This is a genomic window from Bythopirellula goksoeyrii (genome assembly GCF_008065115.1).
GTDB lineage: Bacteria > Planctomycetota > Planctomycetia > Pirellulales > Lacipirellulaceae > Bythopirellula > Bythopirellula goksoeyrii.
This window is the reverse complement of the sequence record NZ_CP042913.1, coordinates 5,365,831-5,377,430: the sequence shown is the minus strand read 5'-3', so window position 1 is coordinate 5,377,430 and position 11,600 is coordinate 5,365,831. Positions and strand designations below refer to the sequence as shown.

The window sequence follows — 11,600 nt, the reverse complement described above, 5'->3', positions numbered from 1 at the left end:
TTATTCTGCTGTTTCTAAAATACTTTACTCGGCTAATCGAGCAATTCACTTATTGCTTTCGGGTATCTAAAAAAATGTCATGTTGAATTCAAGCGTAGACCGTGTGAAATGGCATCCGAGAATAAGATTCAGTCTTCGTGCACTGCTATTGCTGGTCACGTTTTCTAGTGTCTGGCTTGCAGTGCAAGTGCATCAGGCCAAACGTCAAGTAGCATTGGTAAACACAATTCAAGAACTAGGTGGTGAAATACGATACGATTATCAACCACATGTTATGGAAGATGCTTGGCTCACGTATCAAGCAGAAACTTCTTGGCTACCGCCTCCAAAGTATGAGCCTAGTGGACCCGTATGGTTGCGTCGCTTGATAGGTAATGAGTACTTTCAAACAGTGGTCGGGATTCGATTCAAAAAACGCGGGGAAATAAGCGAATCTGCCATTGAGCAGATTGCTTCCCAAGCCAATTTGGAAGAGTTGTACTTGATGCGTACCGGTATTTCTGATTCGGACCTACAAGTTATTGGTCAGCTCAAGAAGCTCGAACTGTTAGTGATTCGAGACAATCAAGTAACTGACGAGGGACTCGCATATTTGCATTCCCTGGAAAGTCTCAAGCAGTTAAATGTAATCAACACTTCAGTTACGGCAGTTGGAGTTGCTAAGCTGAAACAATACTTGCCGGATTGCATTGTGCATCTTGAGGAACCGACATTAGCCGAAGATTCGAAAGAACTGAGTAAGAAGTTCCAACTTAAAAATTCGCGTTCACTGAAGCTGCCGCAACTGCCCGGATTCTAGGAGAGAACTTGTAGTGATATGTGGGCTTATCCTGAGGCGATTCGCGAGGGCATCTGCTATGGCAACGAATACTTTCGTGTAAAGTGAGTAGCTGAAAATGAATGTCATTCAGAAAATTATTGGTGTCACAACGCTGGTCTGTGTTGCCGCGTTTATGCATTTCTTCTTCTGCGATTGGGTGAGCAGTCCTGAAGCACTGGATTCAACAGTGAATGGCGGGGGTGCACTCACTATCGTGCCTTTTGGCTCAAACTCCGGCATTCTTGGGCGTTCAGTGGAATCTGTTTCACTCGATGCAATCTGTGGCATTGCGGTTCCACTATTATTAGTTGGAAGTGCATTGTATTTGGCGGCTGGTACTCGCCAAGGGGATTAACTAGCGGGCTCGCATAACCTGCACAGGATTCATCGTCTTGGGAAGTTTCGCTCCGCCCACCCAAGTACAGAGGCTTTATCGACCGCCGCTACTAACGGCTAAGTTCCGGGGTTTGGCACGCCGCCACGGTCTGGCATTTGCCGTATCTAGCGGCGGCCATTTTCACCGACGCAGATTCGGGGAAATCGCTTCTGGGAGAGGTCAGATACACAGCCAGCAGTTAGCACTACGCCAAATTCAAGTGCTCGAGATCCCCGATGCCGGTAATCTTCCTGGCATTGTTCGTAGTCTTAGTTGATAATGGGGAGTGCTTGCATATTCAACATTCCGTCTCGATACTCCTTAAGACACACTCGCACGAATAGGCCTCCTATGTTCAGAAGCTGGTTCTCCGCCCACCGATCCACTACTCGGTCATCTTCATTACGACCTCGCAATCCTTGGCGTCCTACCTTTGAACGGCTGGAAGAACGCACGATGTTGACCACGCTCACAGTCGACATTGCAGACCCCGCGGCAAACGACCCGGGTGACAATCTATATGCCCAAATCCAAGAAGCCGTCGATGCCGCCTCAGAAGGCGATTTAATCAAAGTCCACGCGGGCATCTACAACCCCATCGTGATCAACACCAACAACTTGACCATCCGCGAGGCACGCCGCAGTTCAAATCCAGTCATTGATGGTGACCTCAACCCTGGCCATGAAAACGGTGTCGAGGTAAATGCCAATGGTGTGACTGTCCAAGGCCTGACGGTACAAGATACTAGTGTCGGGTTTACGTCCAGAACCGGCAACGGTTTCTTCGTTACAGGTGACAACAATACATTTATCGACAACACGTCCAGTGATAGTGCAGTCTTCGGGTTTTACCTCTTAGGTACAGAGAATAACACGCTTGTCGCCAATACTGCCATTGGCAACTCCGTAGGTTTCTCTCTCTCTAACAGCAGTAATAACACGCTTAAGGGCAATACTGCCGGCGATAATTCGAGCGAGGGGTTCCGCCTTGTCGATAGTCACAGCAACACACTCAAGGGCAACACAGCCAGTGACAACTACAGCGGGTTCAGTCTGATTAGAAGCGTCAACAACTCCCTGAATGGCAATGTCGCCAATAAAAATGCCTTCGACGGGTTCCTTCTCGGTCTTGGAAGCGATGGCGGGGCACTCACTAGAAATACGGCTCAGGGCAACGGAAGTGCCGGATTCCATCTCGATCAGAGCAGCAACCATACACTCAAGGGCAACTCTGCCTACGACAGTGGAGGTGACGGGTTTCTCTTCGGACTCAGCGATGCCAATTTGCTAAAGAGTAATACGGCCAGCAACAACCGACGCGGATTCGGATTCGGTACTAGCGATAGCAACACACTTGTCAGTAATTCTGCCATCAACAATTCGGCCACCGGATTCTCCTTTAATGGTGGCCACGGCAATACGCTCAAGCGTAATACGGCCAGCAACAACCGCTACGGATTCATCATCGCTAATAGTGAAGGCAATACGCTCGTCGGAAATTCTTCCAGCAACAATATACTCAACGGATTCAGGTTCAGTGGGTCCGATGACAATACGATTAATCGCAATGCGGCCAGTGGCAACGGCTCTAGTGGATTCCAGTTTACTCTGAGCGACGGCAACATGATCAGGGGAAATTGGGCTATCAGCAATGGTGAGGATGGATTTCAATTTAATGATAGTGGTGACAACACTCTGCTTCGCAACTGGGCACTATTCAACCAGGGCAATGGATTTTCCCTTGACGATGGCAGCGATCACAACGCACTGCTTAAGAACACGGCTATTCTTAATGCTGGTTATGCCGTTCTAGTCGACGCCGTTATGGATAACCTATTCGACGACAATTTTTGCCTCTTCAACGGTCTGGGCGGATCGAATCAACCGGATGTTTGCTAAAGGAGCAACCGGTGGCCAAGTCAGTCTAGTTATGTAACTCGGTTCTTATGGCGGTGTGCACCTGCGACCGCAGAAACTTCACCCTCGCATTCGCAGCGGTTGCACAAATTTCAGCAGATTTGGGCGTCAGCTAACTGACGGAGGTGGTCAAGACCTCAGGCGATAACTGCATCGAGCTATGTTCCTCGGCTTTATCGACCGCCGCTAGATACTGTTTATACTTTTTCCATGAAAAAGGCTGCTGTTTGGCTCCGCTTTCTGGAAGGCTTTTGTGGCATTAAAGAGAATTTAGCCTACATAACCACCGGCGACGCGAATAGTATAGAAGATAGTCTATTGCACCAACTTCAATGAAGGAGATGTATCCGATGAACTTGGCTTACGAAATAAACAGCAATGGCCCGAAAGCTGAAAACGCTTTGGTCCGCACACTCGCCTGGACTGCTGCTTTAACGATTGCCCTTGCGGTTGTATTTCTACTGATCGCACTGGCGTGTGCCTTGCTTGGATTCTCTGGCCCCGTCTCTGGTTCAATGTCAGCGGTTTATATACTCACGCCGGTAGCTTTGGTGTCGCTTACAGCCTACTGGATTACTCGAATAATCCTACGGATTTGTGGCCCGTCGTAGCTAGGCAAGTACCGGGATTGAAATCTCTGACCATGTGTCGGGTTCATTGTCCTACGCTGTTTCGCTCCACCCGATCAGTACCGCGGCTTTATCGACCCACCGCCACTTCGGAATTCAGACGATGCATACCGGAAATTGCCGGAACTGCGCACGGCTTGTTGCGGCCTACGGCTATGACAGCAAGAGCCTCGAAGTGGGCGGAGCTAAGTCAGCCCAGGGCAAACGCAAGCGAGCCACAGCGAGTTTGCGTGCCGCCCTGGGTAGCAATGAAACAAACAACCAGAAAGCCCCAACGGGGCGACACTAATCCCATACATAGCATTCGTCTATTTCGATGCCATGGCGTTTGCACAACAGTCGAAACTCGGCTTGAAACGACATCTGCGAATGATGTTGCTCCTGAGAGGCAATGTATTCTCTGACTTGGGGGGCGTTTGACTCGCTCGCGGAAAAGATGCCACAACCTGCTTGCCAATGAAAATCCGCAAAGGCTGGTCCTTGTTTTTTAGCCACTTGGAAGTTTCTGTTTTGGCCTCTTGGATTACTCAAACTGAAGAGCAAGACTAGGTAACCACGGATAGCACGGATTTCTCGGATAGAGCAAGTCCGACGAAAACGAGACGAAACTCATTCGATGGTTCAAAATCACACCCACCATCTGCTCAAACCTACTCGATGAATAAATGTACGGTTTCGTCTCAACGTATCCGTGCTACTAACGATTCAAATCTTCGCAGCTTTCACAAATTATTCTTAAAACGCAGAGTTCGCCGAGACGCAGAGGAAAGCTACTCATTTTCTTTCTCTGCGAATCTCAGCGTCTCGGCGACCTCTGCGTTTAATCATTAACCTGGAATTCTCTTGATTCGGCCATTCTTTAGGTGTCGGCGGCTGAATTCAGCCTTGTTTGGTTGCGGCACAAGGCCGCGCTCGGAAATTCGTGCAATCCGTTGTTCTCCTTTTCAGTTTGAGTTGGATCACATCTTTGATCGCGAACTTCCGCGAGAGCAAGCACAGGGCGTGGATGCGGTCGTCCACGCCACCAATCAGGATTGCCGGCCTTTTTCCCAGGGCGATGCCCTGGGCTGAATTTGGGCTGCACCGTTGGTGCGGAGGATTGGAACGCGGATTTTGCCTCATGGCGGATGAGTTGGCATCGCGTTCTGAATAGTCCTGCCGGAACTGCGCACGGCTTGTTCCGGCCTACGGGAAATGTATGCGTGGGAAATGGTCCAACAGGCGAAGCAGTTTGTCTCCGCTGACAATTCCCCAAACTTTGCGCAAGATTTTGGCCACCTGTTTCGTTAGAATCGGCATTGCATACGTTTATGCTCCGCCGGTCTTTGATAATTGAAATAAAGCTGAGAGCAAGTGTCGAGTGGCAGAATCTTGGCGATCTGAGAGTGCAGTTGCTGCGCCGGCGCTAGGGGTCCGTCGACATTCTTCAGGTCCGTCGATTGCTCGAAGCAGTTCATAGTTTTGCACGCCCGCAGGTGAGTTTTGTTCTAAAAACTACCCGGAAATTGTTGGAAAACATCGAGAAAACAAGGGTCAGCCCGCAGGGTTTTGTTTTGTGTTTCTTCGATTCGAGAAAATGGCCACGCCAAAACTCCCCGCCACCGTGCGCAGGTTCGAGTAAAGACCGTGGGCTTTGCGCAGCTGTCCGGTGGATATGTCGTTTGAAAGTTTAGCGCACCGCTCGCGGCTTGCGAATCGCGACGACCGTTGCGGATAAAACAAGTTTTCTATTCCCCGAGTCGGCTCAGAGAACCTTGCATCGATTCGTAGAGTTGGTTCTCAAAGCGATTGAGTTGGTCCTTCATCGCGGGGGTGAGCTGGGAATAGACTTCACGCGCTTCGCGCTCTCGGCCGAGTTGCTCTAGGCTTACGAATTGAGCGGCCAGGGCGAAGGCGCGGAGCGACTCGTCGGTTTGTCCTTCATCGGCAAGCTTCTGTGCCCACGCGAGAGACTGGACGTACTGAGGTGAGTCGAACAAGAAGTGTCGCACGAGACCCTGCTGAGCGAGTTGCTCGAAGTAGGGATCCGCTTCGGGGAAATACTTCCAAACGGCTTGCCAAGCGGATTCGCTTTCGGTCATCTTGGCGTGGAACAATTGGGCCGCAGGGGAATCGCGTTTGGGGATGGCGGCTGGGGGAGTTCCTTCGAGGACAAACCGTGGTCGGATGGCCCAGGCAATCACTGCCCCGGCTACCAGGGCAATTGCCAACATTCCTAATATCCCCTGCCAATTCCAGCGATTCGATTCTAATCGCGCCTGCTCGCGCATGAGTTGTCCTAGCTGTGTGCTGGCAGCGGAGCGATTGCCGTCGGCGGAGATCCATTCCAAGAGGGACCATTCATTGGAATCCGCCGCCCAACCCTCCTTGGCAGCCGACGAGGCGAGAGTCTTGAGGTCATTCAATAGCTCACTGGGACTTTGGCAGCGATCCGCAGGTTGCTTGGCCATCATGCGATGCACGATGGCGACAAAATCTTCGGGCAAACCAACTTGCATTGTGCCGAGTGGAGTCGGTTCTCGATTGATATGGCCGACGGCAATCGCGAGGGCGGTCTCTCCGGAGTGAGGTGGCTCACCCGAGAGGAGGTGATAGCAGGTGACTCCCAGGGAATAGATGTCGCTGCGGGCATCCACCGGTCGCCCCTCGATTTGCTCGGGGCTCATGTAGAGGGGAGTTCCCAGTGCGACGCCCACCTCGGTGAGCGTCTTAGTATCGACACTCAGTATGCGTGCCAGTCCGAAGTCGGCGACTTTGACAACGCCGGTTGGGGTGAGCAGGATATTGGCGGGCTTGATGTCGCGATGCACGATCCCCGCCTCAGCGGCTTGGCACAAGGCGGACACCACCTGGCGGAGGATGTCTAGCACCGTGCCGGGGGGCAAGGCCCCTTGTCGCTTGAGGATTTGGTCAAGGTTCTTACCGGCGACAAATTCTTGTGCGATGAAATGATGCCCGTCGGCCTCGCCGACTTCGTAAATCTGCACGATGTTGGGATGCACGAGCGAAGCCGCGGCACGGGCCTCGTTGTGGAATCGCTCGACGTAGCTAGGGTTGTCGGCCAGCTGGGAGTGAAGCACCTTGAGGGCAACCTGGCGCTCGAGCGATTGCTGAAGCGCCAGATAGACGTCGGCCATGCCCCCGGAGCCGATCTTCCGAAGTACGGCATAGCCACCGAGCGTTCGACCACTTAGGTCAGAACTGGGAGGCAGCGGTGACGGATCGTTCATCGCATCACCTGGGGAGTTGGACGTCGCGGAGTACGCGCTCGGTGGCCTCAGACTTGTTCAATACATAGAAGTGAATCCCCGGCACACCGGCGGCAACCAACTCGGCGGCTTGCTTGGTGGCGAATTCGACACCTACCTCGAACTGACCCTCTGATCCGTCCTCGTGTTCGCTGAGCGCGGCGAGAAAATCGGGAGGAAGTTTCGCCCCGCAGAGGGACGAGATCCGCTGGATCTGTGCTCCGTTGGTTACGGGCAACAGACCTGGTACGAGTGGCACGTCGAGCCCTGCTGCCTGATACTTGTCGCGGAAAGCGAAAAAGTCGGCGTTATCGTAGAACAATTGCGTGATGACAATGTCTGCCCCGGCGTCGACCTTGCGTTTAAGGTTGGTGAGGTCGGCCTCGGCGCTGACGGCCTCCTGATGGGTCTCGGGGTAGCCAGCGACGGCAATGCCCATGTGATGGAATTCGTCGCGGATGAATTTGACTAACTCATTAGCGTGAGAAAATCCCCCCTCGACGCTACGGAAGGATGTTTCTCCTTTGGGAGGATCGCCACGGAGAGCGACTACGTTGTCAATTTCCAAGTCAAGGGCGCGATGGAGGTAGGCCCGCAACTGATCGGCGGTGTTTCCGACGCAAGTAAGATGGGTAGCGACGGGTAATTCGAATTTGCTACGCACGTGGGCTACCACTTCCAGGGTGCGATCTTGTGTGGAACCTCCCGCCCCGTAGGTGCAGGTGATGTAGCTGGGCTTGTATTGCACCAACCGATCAACATGGAACCACAGATTCTCGACGCCAGCGTCGGTCTTTGGAGGAAAAAGCTCGAAGGAGAGGCCGAATCGATCGCGGCCATAGGCCTGGGCAAGGGTCGTCAACAGAGGGGTTCTCCAAAGGAAGGTTTCGAGTTGGGGGTATCTGCTACCAACTCGCGATAATATAGGCTAAATGGAACGGAAATGCGACGAAGGTGCAGTTGCGTATCATTTTAGCCATGCGGTGAACCACAAGCCAAGAGCGAAGCCACTTTCATTTAATTATGGAGAATTGCTCAGACATAATATTAAACATGTTTTGGCCGCGAGCATTTTCTTTATCCACTTGGGAGATCAATTCGCTATAATCTGCGTTCGGTAGGCGATGGTGCCCAGTTTTCCACGATCCCGTGAGCTTAGTTATGAGTCAGACTGAAATACCCCGTAGTACATCGAAACCTGCCCGTGACATTTGGACCGAGGTAACTCCCCAAGCAATGTATGACAAGTTGGTTGCCGTTTCCAGGAATTTATGGTGGAGTTGGCATCCCGAAGTTGTCAGCTTGTTCCGTGATTTGGACCCCGTGCGTTGGCGACAGTTGGACCACAATCCGGTGGCCCTGCTGGCGGAAATGACTCCCGATCAAGTCGCCCAGCGCGCCTCGGAGATGGTGCTGTTTACTCGCATCAATCAGGCCCACCGTCGGCTGCGAGACTATCTAAAGAATACCCAGAGTACCTGGGGAGCCCGTGAGGGAGGGGTATTGGGCTCGATGCCCGTCGCCTATTTTTCCGCGGAATTTGGCATCCACGAATCAGTGCCGATCTATTCGGGCGGTTTGGGAGTGCTTTCTGGTGACCATATCAAGAGTGCCAGTGGATTGGGAGTGCCGTTGGTGGCCATTGGTCTGTTTTATGACCAGGGCTATTTCAAGCAGCAGCTCGACCGCGAAGGTTGGCAGAACGAAGAGTATCAGGATACGAAGGTCGAAAACCTGGCGATGGAGCCGGCCAACGACAAAAACGGCAAACCGATCATGGTGACCATCGATACTCTCGATGGCAAACTCATGGCCAAAGTGTGGTTGATGCGTGTCGGGCGCGTGCCGCTCTATCTGCTGGACTGCGACGTGGAAGGAAATCGTCCCGAGGATCGCGAGCTGACCAGCCGACTTTATGGCGGTGATTTGCGAACTCGCATTCGCCAAGAGTTAGTTCTTGGAGTCGGCGGTGTGAAGGCCCTTCGGGCTCTTGGAATTCATCCGGGTGTTTATCACCTCAATGAAGGGCATAGTGGTTTTGCACCTTTGGAAGTGATTCGCGAACGCATGAGCGACGATGGGTTATCGTTTGATGATGCCCTGCGCGATGTGGCTCAGCACACGGTCTTCACGACACATACGCCCGTTCCCGCCGGGCACGATCGGTTTGAAGGAAAGCTCATCGAGGAACATCTGGGGCCCCTGCGGCAACACCTTGGTATCTCCTATGATCAACTCATGGGCCTCGGCCGAGTTGAACCGCAGAACGAACAAGAAACCTTTTGCATGACGGTAATCGGCCTGAAGCTCTCCCGCAGGGCCAATGCTGTTAGCTCCCTGCATGGTCAGGTCTCCCGGCGGATGTGGTCAAACCTGTGGCCGTGGCGGGTCGAGGAAGAGATTCCTATCGGACATATCACTAATGGCGTCCACGTGCCAAGTTGGCTGGCCCACCCGATGCAATTGCTCTACGATCGCTACCTTGGCCCAGATTGGCTGGGCAATGTAGGTGACTCAGAGACATGGCAAAAGGTTTATGAAATAGATCCGGGCGAATTGTGGGAAACACACAATGCCCTCAAGAGCCGGTTGCTGGAGTTTGTGCGACGCCGTGTGAGTCGGCAATGTCGCCGGCGCAACGAAGATGAAGCTGCCGTCGAGACCGCTCGCACGGTGCTTGACCCAAGTGCCCTGACGATTGGCTTCGCTAGGCGATTTGCCACCTATAAACGGGCCGACCTGTTCATGAAGAACCTCGATCAATTCGCGGAACTGATCGACGATGTGAATCATCCCGTGCAATTCATTTTTTCTGGGAAGGCGCATCCAGCAGACGAGCCCGGCAAGAAGCTCATCCAAGCGATAGCCAACCTGCGTCACGATCCCCGGCTGGCGAACAAGATCGTGTTTGTCGAGGACTACGACATCAACGTAGGTCGACACTTGACGCAGGGTGTTGATGTTTGGCTCAACAATCCCCGCCGCCCTCTGGAAGCCTCCGGCACGAGCGGCCAGAAGGTGGTCCTCAACGGCGGACTGAATTGCTCAGTGCTAGACGGTTGGTGGGCAGAAGCCTACAACGGCAAGAACGGTTTTGCCATCGGTTTGGGCAAGCAACATGTGGACACAGCCCTTGGAGATCAACGCGATGCAGACGAGCTGATGCGTGTGCTGCGTGATGAAGTGATCCCCCTGTTTTACGACCGCGACGCCGACGGCCTGCCAAAGCAATGGATCGGCCACATGAGCAATTCGATTGCATCGTTGGCAGCCCGCTTCAGTGCCCACCGCATGGTGATGGATTACGTGAAAAGCGCCTATCTGGTTGCCGCGGGAGGCCTGAGTTCGGATATGAACATGCGATAATTGCGTTGAGTAGCTATTAATCCTAGCCGGACCGCCACGCGGTCCGGGAAGCAGTTCGACGCGTAATTACCTTCTGCCGTTTAGCCATCGATACCACTCCACCGCCAGGATATCACCCACAAGAGCAGATCTACCTTCAGGAAGCTCAATCTTTTTGGAGAGTTGGCTCATGAGTTCCTTCATGCGCTTATCGTACGCTTCTGACGTGGCATTGCTTAGTTTAGGGATATCGAGCAATTGACGTGGGGAGAGCGCATGCCCATCCAGGAATTCCCCAAGCTCAACCAGATTGGGTGGCGGAGTCTTGCGACCATCTGACCACCCGGCAACAAAAGGTTCGGGTGGGACACGCACCAGTCCAGTCTTAGCAGTCGGAACCTCGACTGTCGCATACCCAGGAATGTTGTCAGGTGCGAAGAAGAACGCGTACACAGGTTGATCGGGAGCACCGACTACGATCGTCTTGCCCAGCGGCATGCGGTTGACGCCGATGAGCCTCTGGAGAAACGCTGGTCCCATCGCCTGGAGGCCCAAGATAGGATCGAACTCAGGGGGAGAGGTACTGAGAAACATGAATGTTTCGTTGTTACCAACGTCTTGATCGAATTGAATGATGCCGCTCCCAGGAGGCCTTAATACTATCTGTGCCTGATAGTTATCGGCGGGACGGGGCACGACGACATTTTCCGCAACCCCCAGCAACTGAATGATGGTGCCATGCACCTTGAATAAGCCTTTGTATGGCCCCGTCCACTTTTGGGCGATCAGCCGATAAGTTCCTAAGGGAACTTCTTCGAATCGGAATTTGCCTTTATCGTCAGATAGAATAATCGCCATCTCGGTCGTCGTCGAATCCACATCGAACTTGGCCCAATCAATCGGCTCGTAGTTTTTCTTCGACAGCGGCATACCCGTCGCTGCATCACACAAACAGATGGTCACATTCGGTGTACCCGAGCTAAGTTCCATCACAATTCCTGAGATCGTGTGGGTTGTGTCTCCCGCAGATTCAGCACTGTGGAGGGACTCAGTGATAAGGCAACAGGTAATCAGCCAAAGAAAGTAGAATTTGAGTTGAGTCATGGTAGATCCATTATAAGATGAATTGTGTCCCCAGCCGATCCGTTCTTCGGAGCGGGAGCGATATTTGTTGGTTCCCGGAGGCAGGTGTGCCTCCGACTGGGGGCGTTGGCGACATGGATGCTTTGGGGGTACAATGGCAGCGATTAGACTGCTGTCCTTTG

At 52.9% G+C, this 11,600-nt stretch carries 10 protein-coding genes; 6 read left to right on the top strand and 4 right to left on the bottom strand.

Annotated features, from left to right (window positions below; translation table 11 throughout):
- The first annotated feature begins 79 nt into the window (after positions 1–79).
- The 5 genes from Pr1d_RS21240 (at position 80) to Pr1d_RS21220 (ending at position 4,031) form a co-directional block, all read left to right on the top strand.
- Positions 80–799, top strand: coding sequence for a leucine-rich repeat domain-containing protein (locus Pr1d_RS21240; RefSeq protein ID WP_148075405.1), 720 nt, complete (start codon positions 80–82; stop codon positions 797–799).
- Between the two features lie 97 nt (positions 800–896).
- Entirely contained in the window at positions 897–1,175 is a 279-nt protein-coding gene (locus Pr1d_RS21235; RefSeq protein WP_148075404.1) for a hypothetical protein, read from the top strand.
- 477 nt (positions 1,176–1,652) lie between these two features.
- The gene (locus Pr1d_RS21230) at positions 1,653–3,095 is read left to right on the top strand and encodes a right-handed parallel beta-helix repeat-containing protein (protein ID WP_168205396.1); all 1,443 of its coding nucleotides are present in this window, start codon (positions 1,653–1,655) and stop codon (positions 3,093–3,095) included.
- A gap of 368 nt (positions 3,096–3,463) precedes the next feature.
- On the top strand, positions 3,464–3,724 hold the full coding sequence (locus tag Pr1d_RS21225) for a DUF1328 family protein (protein ID WP_148075402.1): 261 nt from the start codon (positions 3,464–3,466) through the stop codon (positions 3,722–3,724).
- A gap of 121 nt (positions 3,725–3,845) precedes the next feature.
- Complete coding sequence (locus tag Pr1d_RS21220; protein ID WP_148075401.1) at positions 3,846–4,031, top strand: hypothetical protein; 186 nt, start codon at positions 3,846–3,848, stop codon at positions 4,029–4,031.
- On the opposite strand, the gene Pr1d_RS21215 is transcribed toward Pr1d_RS21220, so the two are convergent.
- From Pr1d_RS21215 to metF, 3 genes are all read right to left on the bottom strand, one after another.
- Complete coding sequence (locus tag Pr1d_RS21215; protein ID WP_148075400.1) at positions 4,028–4,237, bottom strand: transposase; 210 nt, start codon at positions 4,235–4,237, stop codon at positions 4,028–4,030. The two genes, Pr1d_RS21220 and Pr1d_RS21215, sit on opposite strands and share 4 nt — an antisense overlap.
- Before the next feature lie 1,232 nt (positions 4,238–5,469).
- Entirely contained in the window at positions 5,470–6,972 is a 1,503-nt protein-coding gene (locus Pr1d_RS21205) for a protein kinase domain-containing protein (protein ID WP_148075398.1), read from the bottom strand.
- Between the two features lie 4 nt (positions 6,973–6,976).
- The gene (gene metF / locus Pr1d_RS21200; protein WP_238476557.1) at positions 6,977–7,852 is read right to left on the bottom strand and encodes a methylenetetrahydrofolate reductase [NAD(P)H]; all 876 of its coding nucleotides are present in this window, start codon (positions 7,850–7,852) and stop codon (positions 6,977–6,979) included.
- Between the two features lie 299 nt (positions 7,853–8,151).
- Here metF and glgP point away from each other — a divergent pair, with 299 nt between their 5' ends.
- Positions 8,152–10,356, top strand: a complete 2,205-nt coding sequence (glgP, locus tag Pr1d_RS21195; RefSeq protein WP_148075396.1) for an alpha-glucan family phosphorylase — start codon at positions 8,152–8,154, stop codon at positions 10,354–10,356.
- Positions 10,357–10,422: 66 nt separating this feature from the next.
- Here the strand turns inward: glgP and Pr1d_RS21190 are convergent, their stop codons facing one another.
- Entirely contained in the window at positions 10,423–11,439 is a 1,017-nt protein-coding gene (locus tag Pr1d_RS21190; RefSeq protein WP_148075395.1) for a carboxypeptidase-like regulatory domain-containing protein, read from the bottom strand.
- Positions 11,440–11,600 lie beyond the last annotated feature (161 nt).

Excerpts from the sequence above, each read along its gene's own strand:
- Pr1d_RS21220 (WP_148075401.1), top strand. The coding sequence starts at position 3,846 with ATGCATACCGGAAATTGCCGGAACTGCGCACGGCTTGTTGCGGCCTAC.
- Pr1d_RS21235 (WP_148075404.1), top strand. The coding sequence starts at position 897 with ATGAATGTCATTCAGAAAATTATTGGTGTCACAACGCTGGTCTGTGTT.
- glgP (WP_148075396.1), top strand. The coding sequence starts at position 8,152 with ATGAGTCAGACTGAAATACCCCGTAGTACATCGAAACCTGCCCGTGAC.
- Pr1d_RS21225 (WP_148075402.1), top strand. The coding sequence starts at position 3,464 with ATGAACTTGGCTTACGAAATAAACAGCAATGGCCCGAAAGCTGAAAAC.
- Pr1d_RS21240 (WP_148075405.1), top strand. The coding sequence starts at position 80 with ATGTTGAATTCAAGCGTAGACCGTGTGAAATGGCATCCGAGAATAAGA.
- Pr1d_RS21205 (WP_148075398.1), bottom strand. The coding sequence starts at position 6,972 with ATGAACGATCCGTCACCGCTGCCTCCCAGTTCTGACCTAAGTGGTCGA.
- Pr1d_RS21190 (WP_148075395.1), bottom strand. The coding sequence starts at position 11,439 with ATGACTCAACTCAAATTCTACTTTCTTTGGCTGATTACCTGTTGCCTT.
- Pr1d_RS21230 (WP_168205396.1), top strand. The coding sequence starts at position 1,653 with ATGTTGACCACGCTCACAGTCGACATTGCAGACCCCGCGGCAAACGAC.